Source organism: Roseomonas sp. GC11 (genome assembly GCF_024437745.1).
In the GTDB taxonomy this organism is placed as follows: domain Bacteria; phylum Pseudomonadota; class Alphaproteobacteria; order Acetobacterales; family Acetobacteraceae; genus Pseudoroseomonas.
In genome coordinates this window covers 11,099-33,586 of the sequence record NZ_JANFNY010000047.1, presented here as the reverse complement: position 1 = coordinate 33,586, position 22,488 = coordinate 11,099, and the positions used below count along the sequence as shown (strand labels likewise).

Here is a 22,488-nt window from a genome sequence, read left to right as displayed (position 1 = left end):
GCTGGGCTGAGCCAATGAACCTCTCCGCCCCCTTCGTGCGGCGGCCGATCGCGACGCTGCTGCTCGCGCTCGGCCTGGCGCTGGCCGGGCTCTTCGCGCTGCGCCAGCTGCCCGTCTCGGCCATGCCGCGCGTCGACCTGCCCACCATCTTCGTCAGCGTCAGCCAGCCCGGCGCCAATCCGGAGACGCTGGCCGCGACCGTCATCGCGCCGCTGGAGCGGCAGATCGGCACCATCGCCGGCATCACGGAAATGACGTCGAGCGCCAGCACGGGCAGCGGCAACATCATCATCCAGTTCGACCTCTCCCGCACGCAGGAGAGCGCGGCGCGCGACGTGCAGGCGGCGGTGAACGCGGCGCGGCAGGACCTGCCCTCCGGCCTGCCCAGCACGCCCAGCGTGCGCAAGGTGAACCCGGCCGACGCGCCGGTGCTGATCCTGGCCATGACGGCGGACACGCTGACGCGCGCCGCCCTCTATGACGCGGCGGACAGCGTGGTGGCGCAGCGCCTGGCGCAGGTGCCGGGCGTGGCGCAGGTGCAGGTGGCGGGCGCGGCCAAGCCGGCCGTGCGCATCGCCGTGGACCCGGCCGCCGCCGCCGCCGCCGGCGTCGCGCTCGACGATGTGCGCACCGCCATCGCCAATGCCCATATCAACCAGCCCGTCGGCCTGATCGATGGCGAGGAGCAGGCGGCGAGCATCGCGGTGAATGACCGCCTGACCCGCGCGCCGCATTACGAATCCCTGGTGGTGAAGACGCAGGATGGCGCCATCCTGCGCCTCTCGCGCATCGCCAGCGTCACCGAGGCGGCGGCGAGCCGGCGGCAGATGGCCTGGTTCGACCAGCGCGAGGCCACGCTGATGCTGGTCTTCAAGCAGGCCGATGCCAATGTGATCGACGTCGTCAACGGCGTGCGCGAGATGCTGCCGCAGCTGCAGCGCTGGGTGCCGGGCGGCGTGCACCTCGATGTGATGAGCGACCGCTCCGGCACCATCCGCGCCAGTGTCGAGGAGGTGGAGTTCACCCTGCTGCTGACCATCGGCCTGGTGGTCGGGGTGGTGGCGGTGTTCCTGCGCCGCCTCGCCCCCGTCATCGCCGCCAGCATCACCGTGCCGCTCTCCCTCCTCGGCACGCTCTTCGTCATCTGGATGATGGGCTATTCGCTCAACAACTTCTCGCTGATGGCGCTGACCATCTCGGTGGGCTTCGTGGTGGACGATGCCATCGTGATGCTGGAGAACATGGCGCGGATGCGCGCGCGCGGCCTGCCGGTGCTGCAGGCGGCGCTGGAGGGCGCGCGGCAGATCGGCTTCACCATCGTCTCCATCACCGTCTCGCTCATCGCCGTCTTCGTGCCGCTGCTGGCGATGGGCGGCATCGTCGGGCGGCTGTTCCGCGAATTCTCCGCCACCCTCGCCATCGCCGTCGCCATCTCCGCCGTGCTGTCGCTGACGCTGACGCCGATGCTCGCCGCCCGGCTGGAGCGCGAGGGGGCGGAGCGCCCGCCCGGCCGCCTCGCCCGCGGCTTCGAATGGGGGATGGACCGCATCCTGGCCGGCTATCTGCGCAGCCTGCGCCTGCTGCTACGCTTCCGCCGCACCGCGCTGCTGGCCAGCCTCAGCCTGATCGGCGTCACCGTCTGGCTCTATGTCATCGTCCCCAAGGGGCTCTTCCCGGAACAGGATACCGGGCTGCTCGCCGGCTCCGCCCGCGCCGCGCCGGACACCTCCTTCGCCCGCATGAGCGACATCATGGAGCAGGCCACGCGCATCATCCTGCGCGACCCGGCGGTGGCCAGCGTCGGCGCGCAGATCGGCAGCGGCTTCGGCGGCGTCGGCAGCAATTCGGGCAATTTCTACATCACCCTCAAGCCGCGCGGGGAGCGCGACGCCAGCGCCGGCCAGGTGATCGACCGGCTGCGCGCGCCCCTCGGCCGCATCCCCGGCGCCTCGGTCTTCCTGCGCGCGCAGCAGGATCTCTTCATCGGCGGGCGGCCGGGGGATTCGCAATATTCCTACGTGCTGCTCGGCACCGATCTCGACTCGCTGCGCCAGGCGAGCGAGCAGATGGTGGAGGCGCTGCGCAACACCCCGGGCTTCTTCGACGTCTCCAGCGACCAGGAGCGCGGCGGGCTGGTCAGCCGCCTCGTGGTGGACCGCGACGCGGCGGCGCGGCTCGGCATCTCCATGCAATCACTGGGCGCGGCGCTGAACAACGCCTTCTCCCAGCGGCAGGTCGCCACCATCTTCGCCACGCGCAACCAGTACAATGTCGTGCTGGAGATCAATCCCGAGTTGCAGCAGGACGCGACGCAGCTCAACCGCATCTTCCTGCCCGGGCGCAGCGGGGCGCAGGTGCCGCTCTCCGCCGTGGCGCGGATCGAGCCGGGCATGTCGCCGCTGCGCGTCACCCACCGCAACCAGTTCCCGGCGGCAAGCATCAGCTTCAACCTGCCCGCCGACGTGGCGCTGGGCGAGGCACAGGAACGCGTCCGCGCCGTCGAGGCCAGCCTGGACCTGCCGCCCGGCATCCGCTCCGAATATGGCGGCAACGCCGCCGCCTTCCAGAGCTTCGCGCGCGACCAGCCCCTGCTCATCCTGGCCGCGGTGCTCTCCATCTACATCGTGCTCGGCATGCTCTATGAGAGCTACCTGCACCCGCTCACCATCATCTCCACCCTGCCCACGGCCGGCATCGGCGCGCTGCTGGCGCTGCTCGCCACCCGCACACCCTTCACCGTCATCGCGCTGATCGGCGTCATCCTGCTGATGGGCATCGTGAAGAAGAACGCCATCATGCTGGTGGATTTCGCCCTGGAGCACGCGCGCGAGGAAGGCGCGGATGCCGAGGCCTCCATCCTCGCCGCCTGCCGCGACCGCTTCCGCCCCATCCTGATGACGACGCTGGCCGCCCTCTTCGGCGCCGTGCCGCTGGCCTTCGGCACCGGCACGGGGGCGGAGATGCGCCAGCCCCTCGGCATCACCATCATCGGCGGCATGGTCGTGTCGCAATTGTTGACTTTGTACACAACGCCGGTGATTTATCTCGCCCTGGAGCGGCTCCGGCAAAGCCATCAGGCCAGCCGGCCCAAAAAGGGCTAAGGCGCCTTCGCTCCAAACCCTGGTCAACGAAATCAGCGCCATCAGGATCCCCCGGCCCTTCCCGCCGGCCAGCATGAGCGCCACGGCTGAAATTTGGAGAAGGCGATGAGCGGCGAGTTGCGTATGGATGCAACGGCGGAAACCCTGCTGCGGGAGATGGTCCAGATCCTGGCCGATCTGCGCCACCACAATGCCCTTGCCGTCGAGATGCTCGAACGCATCCACCGCGAACTGATCGCACAGCGCACGCGCCCCTCCCTCTCCGCCGGCGACTGAGGGCAGCGCCGCCCGCCCCGCGCATGGCCCGCCCCACCCCCGCTGGCGGGTTTTTCAGGGGCGGGACAAGGCGGGGGCGGCCCTCATGCGGGGCAGGGGTTTGCAGATCGGCCCAGTTGTGCCGAAATGGGATGAACGAACCGCCATTTTTGGCAACCCCACCGACAGAACGGACGTCCCCCCATGGTGTCACGTCGTGCTTTCCTGGGCGCCTCGGCCGGCCTGGCCGCGCTTCCCCTGGCCCGCCCCGCCCTGGCGCAGGGCAATGCCGCCCACACGCTGCGCTTCATCCCGCAGGCGGATGTCACCACCCTCGACCCGCTGGCCACCACCTCCTACGCCGTGCGCAACCACGGCCATCTCTGCTGGGACACGCTCTACGGCGTGGACACCGAGTTCCGCCCCCAGCCGCAGCTCGCCGAAGGCCATGTGGTGGAGGATGACGGCAAGCGCTGGGTCTTCACCCTGCGCGACGGCCCGACCTTCCACGATGGCGAGAAGATCCGCGCCAGCGACGCCGTGGCCTCGATCAGGCGCTGGATGGGCCGCGACACCCACGGCCAGACCCTGGCCGCGCGGCTGGAGGAAATCCGCGTCCTCGACGACCGCAAATTCGAGATCCGGCTGAAGCGCCCCTTCGGCGCCATGCTGGACGCGCTGGGCAAGTCCTCCTCCTACCCCTGCTTCATCTACCCGGAGCGCTTCGCCAACGTCTCCTTCACCACCCCCTTCCGCGAGGTGGTGGGCAGCGGCCCCTACCGCTTCAAGGCCGATGAGTGGCAGTCCGGCGCCAAGGTGGTCTACCAGCGCTATGAGCGCTACGTGCCGACCCCGGTGGGCCGGCCGGGTGTCACCGCCGGGCCGAAGCTCGCGCAGTTCGAGCGCATCGAGAAGCACATCATCATGGATCCCGCCACGGCGGGCGCCGCGCTGCAGTCGGGCGAGATCGACTGGTGGGAGCGCGTGGCGCCCGACCTGCGCCCGCTGCTGGCGCGCCGGCGCGATGTGGTGATCGACCGCATCGAGGGCAACGGCACCATGGTGATGCTGCGCCCCAACCACCTGACCGAGCCCTTCAACGACCCCGCCGTGCGCCGCGCCGTCTGGCCGGCCCTGAACCAGGCCGACTTCATGGCCTCGATCATGGGCGATGACCGCAGCCGCTGGCAGGATGGCGTCGGCTGCTTCCCCGCCGCCTCCTCCTTCGCCAGCAACGAGGGGCTCTCCGCCATCACCAGCCCGCGCAGCCTGGACGCCGCCCGCAAGGCGCTCCAGGCCACCGGCAAGGTGGGCGCGAAGACCATCATGCTGCACCCCGCCGACCAGGTGAACAACAGCACCCTCACCAGCGTCGCCACCGACCTGATGAAGAAGATCGGCTTCGCGGCGGAGGATGCGACCTCCGACTGGGGCACCATGCTCCAGCGCCGCGCCAAGAAGGAGCCGCTGGAGCAGGGCGGCTGGAGCGCCGTCGTCGTGCTCTTCGGCGGCGAGGACCTCGCCAACCCCGGCGGCCACCCGCTGCTGCGCGCCAATGGCCAGGATGCCTGGTTCGGCTGGCCCACCAGCCCCACCCTGGAATCCCTGCGCGACCAGTGGTTCGACGCCCCGACCCTGGACGCCCAGAAGGAGATCTGCCGCAAGATCCAGGCCCAGTTCTTCCAGGACGTGCCGTTCTGGCCGCTCGGCCTGTATTTCGTGGACAGCGCCTATCGCCAGGGGCTGAAAGTGGAGCGGCGCGGCATGTCCCTCGCCCTCAACGTCCGGCGCGAGGCCTGAGCGGAGGCTGGTTTCACCCTCTTGAGAGGGGCTTCGCCCCTCTCAAACTCTCCCGACCAAAGGCCTGAGGCCTTTGGAAACCCATTTGTGAGTCCCCCCTGATGGCGGGTGCAGGGGACCCCGTCCCCTGCCCAAGGGAAAGAATGGGGGGAGTTTGAGGGGGCAAAGCCCCCTCAAGCCCGGCCTCACCTGACAGGACGGGACGCAGGCGTTACTGTGCGCCCCCCTCAGCCTGGCAGAGAACCATGGACCCGGCAGCCCTTCGTGCCCACGCACAGCGGATCCTCCGCGACGCCACCATCCCCGAGCTTCCCAACCACTACGCCGGGAAGGTGCGCGACAATTACGACCTGCCGGATGGCAGCCGCGTCATCATCGCCACCGACCGGCTGAGCGCCTTCGACCGCATCCTCTGCACCGTGCCCTTCAAGGGCGAGGTGCTGACCCAGACCGCCCGCTTCTGGTTCGAGCAGACGCGCGACCTCTGCCCCAACCACGTCCTCAGCTACCCGGACCCGAATGTGGTGGTGGGGCGGCGGCTCGACATCCTGCCGGTGGAAATCGTCGTGCGCGGCTACCTCGCCGGCACCACCGGCACCTCCATCCTGACGCTCTACAAGGCCGGGCAGCGGGAGATGTATGGCGTGCGCCTGCCCGACGGCATGCGCGACAATGAACGCCTGCCCGCCCCCATCATCACCCCCACCAGCAAGGCCTTCGATGGCGGGCATGACGAGCCGCTGACCCCGGCCGAAATCCTGGAGCGGAAGCTGCTGACCCCGGCGCAGTGGGAGCAGCTCAGCCACTACGCCCTCGCCCTCTTCGCGCGCGGGCAGGCCATGGCGGCCGAGCGCGGGCTGATCCTGGCCGATACCAAGTATGAGTTCGGCACGGATACAGAAGGAAATATCATCCTGGCCGATGAAATCCACACGCCGGACAGCAGCCGCTACTGGAAGGCCGGCAGCTACGAGGCCCGCTTCGCCGCCGGAGAACGGCCGGAAAGCTTCGACAAGGACTTCGTCCGCAGCTGGGTGGCGGCGCGTTGCGACCCCTATAACGACCCGATCCCGGAAATCCCCGAGGAACTGATCCTCGCCACCGCCGCCGTCTATATCCAGGCCTTCGAGACGATCACGGGCCAGAGCTTCCAGCCGGAAGGCAATGGCCCGGTGCTGGAGCGCGTGCGCGCCAATCTGGCGCCGTTCTTTTCAAAGTAAGAGTTCTTTTTTGTAAAAAAGAACCAAAAAACTTTTCCAGTTGGCGTCCCGCTTCGGGCACGAAGCGGGACACAAAACTGAAAAAATATTAGCCGGCGAGCTTGGCGAGATCGCTGGCGGGCTCCAGCCCATTGTCGTGCAGGAATTCGACATAGCGGCCCGCTGCCACGCGCCGCTGCGCGTCATAGGCGCCAGGGTCGAAGCGCACCATGCGGCGCAGGCTGGCGCGCGTCAGCGGGCCGCTGATCTGGCCCAGCTCGATGAAGGGCACGCCGGTATTCTCGCACAATTCGCGCGTGCGGGAGTCGATGGCGATGGTCAGCCCCATGCGCCCCACCTGGAGCGCCAGCGCCACGCCGTGGTAGCGCGTGCCCACGGCCAGGTCATGGCGGCGCAGCGAGTCCATCCAGGCCGGCACGTCGAAATAGGCGCGGGCATAGCTGCGGCTCCAGGCCTTGAACTCCTCGAAGCTGTAATGCGGCACGGTGTGGTTGTGCAGGCCACGCAGGGCGTGCTCGCTCATGCCCTCGAAGATGCCGCGCGCCATTTTGAGCATCTCGGCCATGGACTGCACCACGTATTGCCCGGGGGCGATGGGGTCCATCATCAGGGTGATGAGCTGGTGCTCCACCTCACGCGTCGCCATCCAGGCCTGATGCCCCGCCGCCACCGAGAGGGCGCGCGGCAGGCCAGCCTGGGACCAATGGGCGTGGATCTGCTGGCCGAGATCAGCGGCGGTGTTCAGAAAGCAGGAAGGGCAGCCGCCGCTGAGCACATCGCCGATGCCCAGCTTTTCCAGCTGCCCGGTGGTGTAGGGGCCGCGGGTGTAGATATTGGCCCCCTGCCCGCCACGCGCGGCCGCGATGGCGCGCACCCAGCGCAGCGTCCCCTCGGTGGGGGCCACATCCTCGTCATAGCTCGCCGCCTGGGCACCCAGGCCGATCGCCACGATCGGCAGGCCGGACTTCTCCAGATTCTCCGCCATCGCCCCATAATTGGTGTGGCCGCCAAGCTGGTTGGCACAGGGGATGACGAGGAGGTCCGCCTCCCGGCGGAGCAGCTCGGCCGGGCTGCTCCAGCCCAGGAACGTCACCGGATTGCGGATCTGGCTGGCAATGGCGTGGACGAAGGCCAGATTGCCGGTGTTGTGGCCGCTGGCGGTGAAGAGGTGGTCGAAGGGCACATTGGCGTAGAGCCCGGTCGAGGGATATTTCCACAGGAAGCCCACGCGGGGCATGCCGCCCTGGCGGCGGAGCGGACGGGCTTCAGCCAGAGACTCGGACATGCAGACCCCTTCGTTTTGACCGCGGGACGGTTCCACGCGGATCGCATGGCGCCAGACGCTGATCAATGGCCCACAACCCAGGCTCGGCGGAGCGTGATCGTCAGCTGCGGCGGGGCGCGGGCTCCGGAGGGGGCAGCAGGCGGATGCAGCGGCTCATTTTCTCCGCCGCCATCCGGGCGCCGGAGAGGCTGATGGTCCAGTTCTCCTCAGGCAGGAGCACCTCCAGGCGCTGGCCCCGGTGCAGGGCGGCGAAGAGCCCGGCGATCTCGGCCTCAGCCACCACATGGATCTCGGCGAGGTCGCCATGGCCGGTGGCGTCCTTGGGCAGGAGGGCCTCCTGGTCGAAGCGCAGGCCGACACGCAGCTTCCGCCCCGCGGGCCAAGCCCAGCCCTCGCGGAAGAGATGCAGCACGAGGCCGGCATCCCCCAGATAGTGCTTGATGTGCAGGCCGCGATCCGGCCCGGCGGTGGCCCCCATGCCGCAGAGGGGAAGGCCCTTGTCCGAGAAGCCGGTGAAACTCTCCCAGGCGCCATCCTGCCCGAGGCTCTGCATCCGGGCCGAGGCCGCCGGAAACGCGATCCCGAGGAAACACCCCAGCAGCCAGAAGGCGGTCATGCGCGGCATGGAAACCCCCGATGAGGGCGGGCGGCCACAGCGCCCGGGTGCTGCTTCCTAGGGCATCTCAGAATGATTTCGCAACGAAAAACCACATACCCCAACCTGGGGATGATGCCGCTTTCTGACGAAAGTTTTTTGGTTCTTTTTTCCAAAAAAGAACCGCTTCGCGACCAGCGTCGCGGAGGCATCCGGATTTTCAGTCGCGGGAGATGGCGTCCCCAACGGAAACCCAACTGGCATTTTTAAGGGTCTGGGAGGCTTCTTACCATTACGCAAGTGCTTGATTTTATTTTTTTTAATGCAGCATATCGTATCATCATATCTCACGCCTGCGCGGCATGAATGTGGGGTATAATGTGGGGTGAAAAATGGGCCTGAACGATAGGGATTCCAACTCCCAAGACAGGGATTCCAACGCGCCGGCCGGGGAGGCCAGGGCCTCCAGCCGCCGCCGGCCTCTGACTCCCCTCGACATCAGGCACGCTGCGCCACGCGCGAAAAAATACCGCCTGCAGGATGGCAACGGCCTGGCGCTCGCGGTCTATCCGAGCGGCGCCAAAGTCTGGGAGCTGCGCACGGTCATCCACGGCAAGCGCTCCGATATGGGGCTGGGTGGCTGGCCTGCCGTCAGCCTGAAGGATGCCCGCGAAAAGGCCCGCGACCTGCGCGCCAGGGCGCGCGCCGATGGCAACCCCATCCAGGAGCGGCGGGACCAGCGCCAGGCCGCCCTGGCCGAGCAGCGCGCCCGCATCGAGGCCGAGGGCCGCACCTTCCGCGCCGTCGCCGAACTCTACATCCGCAAGGAAGCCCCGGGCTGGAAGAATGACCGCACGGCACAGCTCTGGCGTTCCTCCCTGGAGCTGCATGCCTTCCCCCTGCTGGGCAGCAGGCCGGTGGCCGAGATCGGGCGCGAGGATGTGCTGCGCGTGCTGGAACCGCTCTGGACCGACAAGCCGAGCGTCGGAAAGAAGGTGCTGGAACGTCTGGGCAGCATCCTGCGCTATGCCACTGTCCGCGGCTGGCGCAGCGGGGACAACCCGGCGGATCGCAGGATGCTGCGGACCATGGGCCTTTCGGCACAGCCGGGCAGCCGGAAACAGGCTTCCCTCCCCTGGGCGCAACTGCCGGCCTTCTGCCAGATGCTGGACCATCGGGAGGGCATCGCGCCCCTGGCGCTGCGCTTCCTGATCCTGACCTGCCTGCGCTCCAGCGAGGCGCGCGGCGTCCGGTGGAGCGACCTCTCCTTCGAGGGATCGCCGACCCTGACCATCGCTGGAGAGCGCATGAAGGGCGAGGCCTCCGCCCCGGTGGCGTCCCACCGCCTGCCGCTGTCCGCTGCCGCCCTGGCGACCCTGGCGCGGGCCTATACCCAGCGGACCGGGGTGGCCGCCGGGGCCGCCGATGTCCCTCGTCTGGCCCGACTGATGGGCGATACACTGATCTTCCCGAATGCGAAGGGCACCGCACCGCTGAGCGACATGGCGCTCTCCGCCGTGATGAAGCGCATGAATGAGGACCGCCCGGAAGGTGCCCCATCCCCCTGGCGCGATCCTGACGGGCGGGAGGCTGTGCCACACGGCTTCCGGGGCAGCTTCCGCACCTGGGTGGACGACACCCGCCCGGCAGATTCCTCAGCCGCCGAGAAGGCCCTGGCCCACAGGGATGACAGCACCGTGGAGGGGCGTTACCGGCGCTCCGACATGTTTGACCGGCGCATCCCGCTGATGGAGGCCTGGGGCGCCTGGTGCGCGGGCGAGGCGCAGCCGCAGCGCGGCACGATGCCGGCGGGTTCGGCCAGGGCCTGAGCCCTGGCGTTCTTCCCCGGCCCCTTCTGCCAAAACTGCCAAAACTGCCAAAACCCCCACCCTGAGCCGTGGGAGAGGGCCGCCAGACCTCTGCCAAAACCGCCAAAATTGCCAAAACCCCGCCACAGGCAGCGACTCCGGATCACCACAGATCCGAAATCAACTATTCGTGATTATTTTTAGGCTTTATTTCCTCGGTCTCTCTGTCCACTCTCAGCCTGTCACCGGGCGTATTGCGTCCGCACATCCTGTCTCACCCCGCCCGGCTTCCGGCGGGGTTTTTTATTGCCTGAACGCCGGCCCGTGGATCGCAGCGTCCTGTCCTTTCCAGGGCAAAGCTGCGGCCACAGCCACCGCCACACGCCCCGGAGAATGCTGTCCAGAACAGCATCTGACATGGCCACCACCCAAAGCCTCCCGGCAGCACGGGAAGGCTGACACTCCCGGAGAAGACCGCATGAAACCCCCCATCAAGCGCATCCGGCCTCGCCCCACCGGCAAGACGCCGGATGCCCGAAACACGCCCGCCGCCACCTCCGGCACGCCGCCGCAGAGGGCCAGCGGCACGCCAGAAAAGGAATTTTTTCCGGAAATTCCCCCCGGGAAAAGCCGCGCGCCGCGCCACACCCCGTCGGCGCCCGAGCCGACCAAGCCAGCCAACAAGCCCCTGACCTACACGATCGCGGGCGCCTGTCAGGTGACAGGGCTGTCGCGCGCCACGCTCTACCGCCACGCGGCCGCCGGGCGGCTGGAACTGGTGAAGGTGGGGGGCCGCCGCCTTGTTCCGGCGCAGAATCTGCGCCTGCTGCTCGGGCTGCCGGAATGACGGCACCCATGAAGACCCTGCCGGCCCTCTCCGCCGCGCCCCTCGGCCCGGCACGCACCTGGGAGACGAGCGTCCTGACCAGCGCCGACCTTGCCGCCCGCCTGAATCTCCGCCGCCTGCATAACGGCTCCTGGCGCGGCACCTGCCCCGCCTGCGGCTATCCCGGCACCTTCTCGCTGCGGGAACGGCAGGGCACCACCCTCTGGGCCTGCGCCTGCTGCCAGGATCGCGGCGCCCTCACGCGCGCCGTCCTGGCCGCGGCGGGCGGCACCTGGCAGCCGCCGGCGCCATGCAACCGCCCCACGCCCTGCGGCCTTTCCCCGGCCCGGAAAACCGCCCTGGCCATGGCGTGGTGGGGCGAGGCCCTGCCGGTCGAGGGCACCCCGGCAGAAGCTTATCTGCGCGCCCGGCACGTGCTGGCCCCCTGGCGGGCCGGCGCCCTGCCGCCCGAGGGGGCACCGCTGCGCTTCCACCCCCGCATCAGGCACCCGGAGGTCGAAGGGCTGTTTCCTGTCCTGCTGGCCCTGGTGCGCCGCGCCACCGATGGCGAGCCGGTGGCGGTTCACCGCACCTACCTGCGCCCTGATGGCAGCGGCAAGGCCGCCCTCAAACCCGACAAGGCCAGCTTTGCCCCGGTGGGCGGCGGGGTGGTGATGCTGCACGCCGCGCCCGCTGCCGGCCCTCTGGTGCTGGCCGAGGGGATAGAGACGGCGCTTTCCGCCTCTGCCCTGCTGGATGGCGCCCCCGCCTGGTCCTGCGTCTTCGCCGGCAATCTGGCCACCCTGGCCCTGCCTGCCGGCGCCCGGGACCTGATCATCGCCACCGACCACGACCCGCCCGGACAACGTGCCGCCGCCACCGCCGCCCGCCGCTGGAAGGCCGAGGGGCGCGATGTGCGCCTCGCCCTGCCTGATGCGGCGGACCGCGACTTCAACGACCTGTTGCGCGCCCGCCATGGCCGCGCCCCCATTCCGGAGATCCAGCCCCATGGCTGACGGCTTCACCCTCCACACTCTGCCCGAGGAGGCGGAAACGGCTGCGTGGCCCATGCTGCGCACCGAGATCGCCACCACAGACACCCTTGCACCGCCCCCGCTGCCGCTACAGCTCTTCTCACCCGCCTGGGCGCGCTGGATCACCCGGGCGGCCGACGAGGCGGGCGCGCCACCCGACTATGTGGCCGTGCCTCTGCTGGCGGTGGTCGGGGCAACCCTGGGCAATGCCCGGTGGGGCCGCCCCTGGGGGAAATGGCGGCAGCCTCCCGTGCTGAACGTCATCTGCGTCGGCAATCCCAGCGCCAACAAAAGCCCCGCCCTGAACATGGTGACGGAGCCGCTCTCCGAATTGACCCTTGCCCTGAACGGCGACTGGGATGAGCGCATGCGCCAGTTCCACACCGCCGGCCAGGAGGCGAAGGAATATCTCAGCCTCTGGCAGAATGAGGTGAAGGAGGCGGTGAAGAGGAAGCTGGCGCCGCCGCTCCAGCCCGCCGCCGCGCGGGAACCGGACAAGCCCGGCAAGCGCCGGGTGCTGAGCACTGACCCGACCATTGAAAGCGCCCGCGACCTGAGCCGGGCAAATCCGCGCGGCCTGCTGCTGTGGCGTGACGAACTGGCCGGCTGGCTGGCCGGGATGGGCCGCTATGGTGGCAATGGCACCGCCAGCAGCGCCGGCACCGAACGGGCTTTCTGGCTGCAAACCTATGACGGCAACCGCTGGACCGCCGACCGGGTGAAGGATGGCGACAACAGCACCGATATCCCGCACCTGACCTGGGGCATCCTCGGCGGCATCCAGCCGGACCGGCTGCATTCCGCCATGCTGAGCGGCGAGGATGACGGCCTGGCGGCCCGCTTTCTCTACATCTGGCCCGCACCGCTCTCCGGCCGGCCCCGGCGCCCCGGCGGCGAGGGCCTGCCCTTCCCGCTCATGCCGGCGCTGCGGCGGCTGCGGGAACTGCCCATGCCGGAGGGCGAACCCGTGCTGCTGCCCTTCAGCGAAGAAGCGGCCGAGGCGTTCAACGAATGGCGCGGCGAGGTGCGCGACCAGGAGGCCGCGGCCTCAGGCCTGCTGCTGTCCTGGCTGGGCAAGGTGCCGGGCATGGCCGTGCGCCTCGCGGTGATCTTGGCGCATCTGGACTGGCTGGTGGCCCCGGATGGCACTCCGCCGCCCGACCATATCGACGTCCGGACCGCGGCGCGCGCGCAGGCCTTCCTGCTGGACTATGCCTTGCCCATGGTGCGGCGCTGCTTCGGTGAAGCGGCCCTGCCGGAGGTCGAGCGGGACAGCCGCCAGCTTGCCCGCTGGCTTCTGCGCCAGTCGCCGCGCCCGGCGGTGCTGAACGCAAGAGCCCTGCGCCGCGATCCGAAAGGCCCGGGCCTTGCCACCGCCCCGCGCATCGAAGCCGCCCTGCGCGATCTGGCCGAGCTCGGATGGGTGCGCCCTGCCCTGGCGCGCGGCCCGGGGCGCCCGCGCTCAGACTGGGAGGTCCATCCCCAGCTTCTGGGCCTCCACGGGTGAGTGGGTGGCGCCGCCACCTGCCGCCACCGCCTGATACGACGCGGACCGGCGCGCCCGCTCTGGCTGCCGCCTATCAGAAAGCCCAGGCCGAGGCCCTGGAAGCCCTGACCTGGCCGGACCCTGAACTGGCCTGGGAGCGTGCCGAAATCGCCCGCGCCCAGGCCACAGAGGGCCGCCCCCTCGACGCCACGCAGCATCGCGCCCTGCTGGATGGGTTGCTGCGGGCAGCGAAGGGGGAAGGCCGACGAGGAAAGGCAATTGATAGGTTTTGTCGATCAAAGACATAATTATGATAGGTATAATTTATTTTTGTAGGGAATAAACCCTTTCTGCCCCCCGTGCTCCCTCCGCCCGAGTTGGCAGAAAACGGCTTTTTCCCTGACTTTTGGGTTCCGAAGGCACCGCAGCACGGGAAAACACAGCCCTTCATTGCCAGGAAGGATGGCTGTCTCTACGGTTATGCTGCCACTCTGGCTCCAAGGGTCCAGCCCCCGCTCCGCACCGGCCTATCGTGGAGAGGGAGGGAAGGAGGCACTCGGGTCGGTCGAGTGAGAGGTGAAATGACCCTCCGCCTTCCAGAGCGGCCAAGCCTTCCGGTCGTGCCCGGGCGTCCTGCGGCTACTGGAACTTGCAGATATCTCATGGCCCTGGGTGTCCGCCTGAAAGACCCAGGGCGGTATCCTGATAGGCTCGAAACCCTATTCAGCTGATCCAGGAATGCCGGCCCTCTTCCCAGAAAGCCATTAGGCCGGCCCTGGAGGCTGGGGTTGCCAAGAGGAAGGCTACCGCCAGGGCGTGGCTTTCCCTGTGTCAGGAAAATCCTGCCCGCGACGCTTCTCCTATACCCGGAGAAGGACAAGGCTCTATCCCGCTGACTTCTTCGTGCACCCTGCGCGGGCGCAGCTTGGCCTTTTTCCTTGGATTTTTACGGCTCAGGCATCGCAGTACGGGAAGCGTGCACTCATGAAAGTAGGTCAGTCAGTTCTGCCGGAATCGTTCTGAGAAGGCTCGCCGGACGCCTGCTCCTGCCGGCACAGCTCGGTTTCAATCGCATGCCTGATAAAAGCAGCCATACGGTTAGAACCCACCAGAGCGACAATCCGCTGGCGGACATCCTCCGTCAGGCGGACCATCGTTGGTTTGACGTTGAGAGGCGGGCGTCCCATCTGCCGACGAGTAAACGCAATCGGAAATCGCGTCAAAAAATCTCATTGCCGCAATTGCCGGTTGATCAATAACCGCTATCGGTTATCGTATACAGACACAGGCGCCAGAGGGCTTCATGGCTCAGCTTCGCATTGAGTTCGACCGTCAGGACGGTCAGGGCTGGCGGGTACGCTCCGAAGGCCAGTTTCCTGGCACCGCTGAGCAGGTGAAGGCTGCTCTGCCAAGATATGCGCTCCAGTATCCGCACAGGGCATTCCTCGACGGGGTGCTGGTTGCGGAGGCCGCGTCGCAGATCGGGGTGTACCCATCCTGCGATGGCGGCGGTTGACGGTCAGGCGGCGGCGGTCGCAGGCGCCTGAGTGCGCTTCCAGTTCCACGGTAGGAACTCGTCGAGCCTGGAGGCGGGGCGGTCAGCCACCCTGGCTAGCCCGCATAATTCACGGGTTGCCACCCATCCAGAACAAGACATTGAATTTTCAGGAAAATCTTCTGAAGCACAAAAATACGAGGTTTTTTTCGCAAAGAAATCCGCAAACCGGCCAGCCGCCTACAATCCCGTAGAGGCTGCCCTGGTCGGGGCAGAATTCGGGCTAGTACGTCAGCAAGCCAGGCGCGTGGGTCGACGTCGTTCAGCTTCGCGGTGGTGATGAGCGCATACATCATCGCGGCCTGCTCGCCGCCCCGATCACTGCCAGCGAACAGCCATGCCTTTCGACCGAGGGCGATGCCGCAGAGCGCGCGTTCGGCCGCGTTGTTGCTGAGGCAGATCCGGCCATCGCTGAGGAACCGGATGAATGCGGCCCAGCGCTTGAGGGCATAGTCCTTTGCCTTGGCGAGGTCGTTGTGACGCAACAGCCTGCTCCTGGCCTCCAGCATCCACGCATGGATGTCGGCAACCCGCAGTTCGACAACGCTCTGCCGGTGCGCGAGCCGACCGGCCGCCGAGCACCGGTTCACTGACCGTGACGCCCGGGCAAGGAGCTTATCCACATCCGCAGGCTCAGAGGGAAGCGAAAGTAGAACCAGACGGCGTAACTGATGATCTCGGCTGGGAACCGGTGGCCGGCATAAGTGGGGCAGGTGAGCGCGGCCCCAAAAAGCGCATAGCACCGGTTCACTTGCCCGATCCGCGCTTAACGAGCAGCTCCTGGCGAAGCCGCAAAGTCTAAGGCTTGGTAAAGGGCTTCGCGCAATTCAGTTTCGACTTCATTCCAGGTCGTAGCGGGCGCCGCTCGCGCGAGGATCTCGTCGACAATGCCATGGGCGCGCTCTACAGCACCGGGATCAGCGGACAGAATGCCTACAGGCACAGGGAAGCCACTGCCGTCCAGCGCCCCATGCACAAGCACTGCAACCAAACGGCGCGGAATGAGAAAGACCTCTAGGCCAGGCGGCACCCCTTCCGGATGCAGTGGCACAAATCTGTCGAAAGCGCCGCGCCACCGCTGCTGGAGCGGGCCACCGATGGTCGCGCCAGCACCAATGCTCGTATACTGCGGCTCAGGCCCGTCCTCGTCGGGCGGCTCCAGCTCACCCGTCAGCCCTGCAACAAACTCAGGGAGGCTGCGGTTGCTACCCCAATGAGGTAGCGCCGGCCTAAGCCAAAACACCAAAGGCGGACCGCTGGCCACCTTCTCGCGCTTCAGCAAGCGAATGGCGGCACTTAGTTGCCCGACGTTCTGGGCGGTCCATAGGGTACCGATGATCGGCACTGTCCTTCGGTTTGCCTGCACATCACCAGTCCTGCCCGCTCCATGACGGAAGAAGGCGAGGCGATCGAACCCGGCCACCCGGCGGAACCGAGCCGTCTGCTCGGGCGCCACATCTACAAGCAGCTTGTAGGCTTCGTCGGCCGTCCACGAGTGTTCAACCTCAAGGCTTCGGACAAAGGCAGCGCAGCTGGACACCACGTCCTCCCGCCCGGGGAGATCGTGGTCGGCGCTCCACTCCTGCAGATTCGGCTGCGTGCGCTTGGGCGTGTCCAAGGGCACGTCCACGCCGAGCGGAACTAGCGCGTCCCTGCGGCGGTCAGAGACGACATCATCGATTGTGTAGAGGGTCATGCCCTCTAGGTCCGTCCCGCGTCGGCCGATGTGAAGTTCGCGGAAGTGCCGCCGGAACGCATACCGGGCGGTCTCCGAAGCTCGAGCAAGGTTATCTTGCGAAAGGACCGGAAGTTCGGAGAGTGCCCGTGTGAAGGGAGTCAGGTGTTCCGCCTCGGCGGGTGCGAACGACACTACGTCAAAGTCGAATCTGCCACGCCGGGAGTGAACCTCGTATAGTTGTGGCCTGTCACCGCCCTTGTCGAATGCGGCCAACCCTGCGGCAGCCAAGTGCACCCGGCCACCCATGCGGAAGACCAAGCCGCGTCCCTCTGCTTCGTCAATCACGTACCGTGTCTCGGCTGCATCGAAGCCGAAAAACTCGGCAACAACATCCTCAAGCAGGTCGCCTGCCGTGCGGAGTAACCGCAGCAGGAACTCGTTTGTAAGCGTGTGCTTACTAGCTTCGGCGATCTTGTAGTTCACCAAGAAGGATCTGCAGGGCAAGCGCACATGGAGGCTGTCCACTGCTACCATCTCTCTGGCCGGTGCCTTCGCTCTGCGCGATAGCCTCAGCGTCCCACTTCCGGCATCTGGACCCGGCTTGGGACTGCCGGTGCTGCGGGCATCAGACATTCTCGACAATGCTCGCCTCCCCCTCATCGGCAAGGGTTTGCACGAAGTCGGCGACCCGAGCCATCGGACCGCCCTCGGGCCATCGGTGAAGGCTGCCGACGATCACGAGCCGGTCCCGGGCACGGGAGAGCGCCACATTGATGCGGTTGGCACGAGCCATGAAGCCTTCCTTGATGGTTCGGCCGCCTCCTTCGTCAGGCCCCCAGTCGTTGTTCCGGACCAGCGAGAGCACGACGATGTCGTTCTCCTTGCCCTGGTAGCTGTCGACCGTCTCTACCTTGCACGCCTGCCGCATCGCAGGGGTCAGCGACGCGAGAACCATCTTTCGACGGACCAGATCACGCTGAGCCGAGTACATGCAAATGACGCCGATTGCTTGGTGCTCATCCCGCCGCTGCCGCAGCCACTCATGGAACGGCGGGTGCTGGTCAAGGCGTCGAAGCAGATCGGCAACCGCCTCTGCCTCGGTCTCGTTGCAGAGACTCCTCTGGCCCTTGCCCGCAGAGGACTGAAATGCCGCAGCGCTTCTGCCGGAAGTATCGAACCATAGGATTGGCGCCTCGAAACCCGACGGTAGTGCCCCGGGTGGGACAACCGGCTCGCTGCGGCCGTGCTCAAGGCGTCCGCCGTAGAAGCTGTGGGACACGAGGCGTCCTATCGCCGGCAGCATCCGATACTGAACCCGCAGATCACGCCCAGCGACCGCGCCATAAGGGGATCCAAAGGCCCGCTCGAAGTCGCTCTGACGGATAGTGCCCTCAGGGATTGCGAGTCGCCGCGCCGTCTCATTGAGCACTGGGAGTTCATAGTGCGGCTCCAACTGCATATGGTCACCCACGAGGACTACCCAGCGGCCAGCCTGCATGGGGATGGCTAGTTCGCTCGCTGTGCAGCGCGCGGCCTCGTCGATCACCACGAGGTCGAAGCTACCAGGCAGTGGCGCAACGCTCGATCGCCCGAGCCCGACGCAGGTCCCGCAGACGATCTGGCGGGTTCCTACGAGGAACGACTCGAAGTTCCTGCGGCGGTTGCTCACGCTGTTTAGCCAATCACGGCAAAGCTCCGCCAAATTGAGTGCGCGTCGCACCTGCTCCCGCGATGTCCCGGGTGTCGCTTCGGCGAGCATGTAGACGAGGCGGTCGAATGCGCCGGGCTTTGCGAGTTCGGGCGCGGGGAGCGCCGGCAGGCCGTGCTGATCCATTAGCTGCCTGACTGTCTCGACCAGTTCCGCCGACCGGCCCTCCTGTGCTTCAGCCGTAATGGCATCGCCCTCCTCCGCGACGGTCTCTGCGATCCGCCGCAGGATCGGGTGCACCGTGGCCTCTAGGAAGAAGAAGTCGTCGAGGAAAGCTTCCGGTGCTCCTAAACGCCGCCCGAGTTCCAGGAGCTTCTCCCGGAGCCTCGCGCGGAACTGATCCCGGTAGCGCGCCTCCACCCGGGCCGAGTGAAAGGGAAGCAACGCCTCCGATACATTGCCCTCCTGTCCGACCCGGATGAGGTTGGGATCGCCGCCAAAGCGTCGGAATAGCCTCAAGATGGCTTCGCCCGCGTTGTTCACTGCCTCATGCGATTGGCTTGCGAGAAGGACGTTGCGCACGGCGCCGGTTGTGAGGGCGTGGTGAACCATTGCGGCAATGAAGGTGGTCTTCCCCGTCCCGGGCGGGCCCTGCAGCAAACCTAATGGACGCGACGCCCAAAGATCAGCCAGCGCAGATGCTTGAGAAGAGTTCAAGTTGTATCGGGCAGCGATCTCCTCAGGATTGGCGGGGGCTGGCTTTTCCGCGTAAAAACTTAGGGAACTTACATCCGTGTCCAGCGAAAAATACTCGACCAGATTTGGTACACCAGATTTCCGTTCCAGAATCAGATCAATTGCCAGTTGGCGCCTGTTCCGGCTGTCAGCCTCGCGGAGGCCTATCAGGCGCAGCTCGGACGGCTCCGTGAGCAACTGCCCCCGGTCGGCTGCCCAAGTTGCGGAGGCGTCGATTGCCAGGGCATCGGAATTGGTCTGATCAAGATCGAGGCGGCCAATCCGCCGCCAGTCCCCCGACTTCGTCCGGATTTCAACCTGCACCGGCTCGTCGGGGTCATAATCGATCGTGCCTGCTGTGAGTGCGTAGCCAACAAGGTGTCGCTTAAGCTTTTTGGAGAAGGAGCTTTCGTCGTCCGTCATGACGGTGGTGAATTGCTCGGCCTCGACCTCCAAAAGCGTGCGCCACAGACCCGATACATCGAGCTGCGGGACCGGCTCCGCGTCGGCCGTACCTGCCTCCAGATCCTCGCGCACAACAGACCGGTCACCAGCACTGCCACTCAGTCCATCATCTTGGGCGAGCAGGTCCGTCACAGGCGCCTTGGCTTCCGAAGCTCTGGAAAGCGCAGCGCGTATCTCCGGCAATTCCAAGAGGGGGTCGAGTCCCGTAAAATCCCGCGCCGCTCCGTCAGCTACCTCGACCACGCCGGCGAACGTCGTCTCCGCTTTCCGCTGGCGCCAAGCCACCTCCGACTGTGGGAGCGCTCTAACGGAGGCGGAACACACCAAACCGCGAGCCCGATCCAGCTCCACAACCAGCTCCGCGTTTGCTCCCGCTACCAGGATCCGCGGTCCGCGCCCGCGCGGGGGTTCCAACACCACATGGTAGTGCCCGTCGTCGGGAAGCAGCGTTTGGGGCGCTTGGCGCGGCAGCACGGCACGTAGGCGGAGCATAGTCTCCTCGGCACTGGGCGCGAGGATCTGGCCGATAGCCTCAACGAGAGGGCTCAGGCTGGCGAGCGGCGGTGGACCGGACCGGCAGACGTCCATGGCGGCGCGTAGACGGTCGGCACAGGCCTCTGCCAAGTCACAGGCAGCAAGAAGCTCGTCGACAACCTGAAGGACACTGTAGCGGTCGCGCTCCGCAGCCTCTGCTGCATAGGGCGGCGCGTAGGCTGGGGTTCGGAGCTCGCCGTCACCCGCAGCGGCGAGATCCAAAATATCCACGAGCACAGGCGATGCAGCGCCGCCGTCCTCGCGCACAACGAGGATATTTGTCGGACTGATGTCTCCGTGAGCGCTCCCGTTGTCGTGCAGCCGCCCCACCGTCTCGCAAAGTGCAAGGGCGAAGTGCAAGACCAGTTCCGGTTGGCGCCACCGCAGGGGGGCAGCGGTGCACTCCTCTGTAAGGTTGGGGGCGGCGATAAAGCGCTGGACGAGGACTACATTGTCCCCCGCGAATCCCGCCTGTACCGGGCCGCAGACGCCTACGATCTCCCGGCAGGCCAAGTGATCGGCCTTGTCGAAGAACGCGAGGAGGCGAGTTGCCTCCGTACGAAGGTCGCCAGCGTGCGACGCGCTCCAGTACTTCACTAGGAATGACTCACCGCTGCGGTCCGACCGGTAGGCGCCGAGCGAGCCCTCCTCGCGCAGCGTGTGCGTGGACGGGTACTCGCGGAACAGGGCCATGATGCTGGGCCATTTGCGGAAGCGCTCCAGCCTTTCGAGAGCCTCAGCAGACACAGGGCGTGCGCCGGTGGCCTCGTTGAAGGCGTCGAGCATCTCCTGGCCATCGGCGAACCGCTGCCCCGCCTCTAGCGCGAGGGCTTTCTCGAACCACCCGCGCAGATGCCGGAACCGACCATCGCCGTCCACTTCGGGCTTCCAGCTCGGCGCATCTTCCGGCGTGTTCCTGTGAGGCTGGACGCCGAAGGCCAGCTCGTGTGAGGCCACGCCGAGCAAGAACACGTCTTTTTGGAACGGTGTCGCGGTGATGCCGAGATGCGTCTCAGGGAGGACCGTGTCACCCGCCAGGAAGGAGAAACGTTCCTGACCGAGCGTGCGGAGTTCAGGATAGTGAGCGGCCAAGAGGTGGGAAAGCCGGACGGACGTCGGCAGTTCCAGCCAGATGCTGTGGAATCCGAGGTCGCAGTGCGCCACACCAAGGCGGTGCATCGTGGCGACGTGGTTCAGCAGGGAGCGGATTAGATCCTCTCTCGCGCGCTGCGGAAGCTGGTCGCCGTTGGCCCGAAGGAACTCGCGAAGCCTCCGGAGCGGCCGACGCTTTTCAAAAATTTCCCAATACCGAACGGTATTCTCGCGGTCGCGCGCCTTCGCCCGGAGGAGCGCCGCCTCCAGGTTGGGTGCCCTCTCCGTCAGAAAGGCAATAACACGCTGCTCCCGGCCCGCGATCTCACCGCGCGCTTCCTCGGCGGCGAAGCGGGTCGGCGCTTTGGAGAAATCCCACCGGCGCAGGAGCCCCGGGGACTTCCCGCCCCCCACCTCTTCAACGTCGAATTCGTCGTAAAGCCCGTCAGCGTGCACGAAGGTCGCATCCGAGCAGACGCGGTGATCGGCGTAGAGGAGTTCCTGCGGCCGGAAGCGTTCCTTTGCCCGGAAGAACGCCTCGAGCTTGTTCTTCCAGAAGCCCTCTTTATCGGTCAGCGGAAACGGCCGGGGCAGGCGCGTCGGCTCGCCCAAAAGGCGATACCGTTCTCTCTTGTCGGACACGGTCAGCGCGCGGCAGAGGTCATCCATCGTCACCACATACTGGCGCTCTTCCTCCGGCATCTCTTCGATGTGGCATTTGTTGGTGAGGATGACGCGTCCTTGGACGAATGGCTCTCGCACCGCAGCTTGGTCCCCCGCAACGGCGTTCCGGGACGCGCTAGCACGCACGAAGGCGCGTAGTTCACCAGCCATTATACGCGCGTTGTCGACGATCTTTAATGCTGGTGATGGCTCCATCACACGGCCATTCTGGTACCAAGTCTGACCGTCGCTCTTGATGGCGCCGCGCCAGTCCTTCAGGTCCGCGATCAGTATTCGATCATCGATGACGAGCACGACGTCGATCTGTCGAGGGCGATCCGCCCTCTGCAACATCTCCAAATTGGCAAACCCAAACCATTCCGAAGGCAGGCGGGTCCTTAGTGAGTCGATGCCGGTGACCTCGCGAGCGTGGATGCCTCGCGAGTTAAGCAGGTTGATTCGCATTCGACCGGCGTCGCTCCGGGTTTCTGGTCAGACATAGAAATCCGCCGTCCGCCAACTTATTGCGGGGCGCTTATCTGTTCATCTTACGCTACCAAACTGACTCTGCGCGACCCCGTTTTTTAGAGGTATGATAAATTAACGGGACGTGCGTTCGGGCATCCGTGCCGCCCTGGGTTGCAGGCGTTCTCTACTCTCAGCTGTCCCCATCCCGCATGCCGCAGGAGGAGCCTCGGATGCGAACCT

13 protein-coding genes and 1 pseudogene are annotated in these 22,488 nt (G+C 66.6%); 9 read left to right on the top strand and 5 right to left on the bottom strand.

What is annotated here, in order from left to right:
* Positions 1-14 precede the first annotated feature (14 nt).
* The 4 genes from NON00_RS15265 to NON00_RS15250 all read left to right on the top strand — a co-directional run bounded on the left by NON00_RS15265 (position 15) and on the right by NON00_RS15250 (position 6,376).
* Positions 15-3,101 carry an efflux RND transporter permease subunit gene (locus tag NON00_RS15265; RefSeq protein ID WP_256022523.1) on the top strand — a complete coding sequence of 1,029 codons (3,087 nt, stop codon included), beginning with the start codon at positions 15-17 and terminating at the stop codon, positions 3,099-3,101.
* A gap of 105 nt (positions 3,102-3,206) precedes the next feature.
* Positions 3,207-3,377 carry a hypothetical protein gene (locus tag NON00_RS15260; protein WP_256022521.1) on the top strand — a complete coding sequence of 57 codons (171 nt, stop codon included), beginning with the start codon at positions 3,207-3,209 and terminating at the stop codon, positions 3,375-3,377.
* Between the two features lie 183 nt (positions 3,378-3,560).
* A complete protein-coding gene (locus NON00_RS15255; protein ID WP_256022518.1) occupies positions 3,561-5,156 on the top strand; it encodes an ABC transporter substrate-binding protein in 1,596 nt (531 codons plus the stop codon).
* Between the two features lie 245 nt (positions 5,157-5,401).
* Positions 5,402-6,376: a phosphoribosylaminoimidazolesuccinocarboxamide synthase gene (locus NON00_RS15250; protein ID WP_256022516.1), complete on the top strand. Its 975-nt coding sequence runs from the start codon at positions 5,402-5,404 to the stop codon at positions 6,374-6,376.
* Positions 6,377-6,464: 88 nt separating this feature from the next.
* On the opposite strand, the gene NON00_RS15245 is transcribed toward NON00_RS15250, so the two are convergent.
* Together NON00_RS15245 and NON00_RS15240 are read right to left on the bottom strand one after the other, a co-directional pair.
* Positions 6,465-7,661, bottom strand: a complete 1,197-nt coding sequence (locus NON00_RS15245; protein WP_256022514.1) for a polysaccharide pyruvyl transferase family protein — start codon at positions 7,659-7,661, stop codon at positions 6,465-6,467.
* Positions 7,662-7,761: 100 nt separating this feature from the next.
* Positions 7,762-8,286 carry a hypothetical protein gene (locus NON00_RS15240; RefSeq protein ID WP_256022511.1) on the bottom strand — a complete coding sequence of 175 codons (525 nt, stop codon included), beginning with the start codon at positions 8,284-8,286 and terminating at the stop codon, positions 7,762-7,764.
* Between the two features lie 362 nt (positions 8,287-8,648).
* On the opposite strand from NON00_RS15240, the gene NON00_RS15235 reads away from it, so the two are divergent.
* The 5 genes from NON00_RS15235 to NON00_RS15215 all read left to right on the top strand — a co-directional run bounded on the left by NON00_RS15235 (position 8,649) and on the right by NON00_RS15215 (position 14,926).
* On the top strand, positions 8,649-10,085 hold the full coding sequence (locus tag NON00_RS15235) for a phage integrase central domain-containing protein (RefSeq protein ID WP_256022509.1): 1,437 nt from the start codon (positions 8,649-8,651) through the stop codon (positions 10,083-10,085).
* A 457-nt stretch (positions 10,086-10,542) separates the two neighbouring features.
* Positions 10,543-10,911 carry a helix-turn-helix domain-containing protein gene (locus NON00_RS15230; protein WP_256022507.1) on the top strand — a complete coding sequence of 123 codons (369 nt, stop codon included), beginning with the start codon at positions 10,543-10,545 and terminating at the stop codon, positions 10,909-10,911.
* An 8-nt stretch (positions 10,912-10,919) separates the two neighbouring features.
* A complete protein-coding gene (locus tag NON00_RS15225; protein WP_256022506.1) occupies positions 10,920-11,906 on the top strand; it encodes a toprim domain-containing protein in 987 nt (328 codons plus the stop codon).
* On the top strand, positions 11,899-13,431 hold the full coding sequence (locus tag NON00_RS15220) for a DUF3987 domain-containing protein (RefSeq protein WP_256022505.1): 1,533 nt from the start codon (positions 11,899-11,901) through the stop codon (positions 13,429-13,431). The genes NON00_RS15225 and NON00_RS15220 overlap by 8 nt, the downstream gene beginning before the upstream one ends.
* Positions 13,432-14,713: 1,282 nt before the next feature.
* Positions 14,714-14,926: a hypothetical protein gene (locus tag NON00_RS15215; protein WP_256022504.1), complete on the top strand. Its 213-nt coding sequence runs from the start codon at positions 14,714-14,716 to the stop codon at positions 14,924-14,926.
* Positions 14,927-15,150: 224 nt separating this feature from the next.
* Here the strand turns inward: NON00_RS15215 and NON00_RS15210 are convergent.
* The 3 genes and pseudogenes from NON00_RS15210 to NON00_RS15200 form a co-directional block, all read right to left on the bottom strand.
* Positions 15,151-15,561: pseudogene (locus NON00_RS15210) on the bottom strand (transposase); the annotation flags it as partial.
* A 170-nt stretch (positions 15,562-15,731) separates the two neighbouring features.
* Positions 15,732-17,126 (bottom strand): hypothetical protein, encoded by a 1,395-nt coding sequence (locus tag NON00_RS15205; protein WP_256022503.1) that lies wholly within the window; start codon positions 17,124-17,126, stop codon positions 15,732-15,734.
* Between the two features lie 142 nt (positions 17,127-17,268).
* Positions 17,269-22,245: an AAA domain-containing protein gene (locus NON00_RS15200; protein WP_256022501.1), complete on the bottom strand. Its 4,977-nt coding sequence runs from the start codon at positions 22,243-22,245 to the stop codon at positions 17,269-17,271.
* Positions 22,246-22,488: the final 243 nt, after the last annotated feature.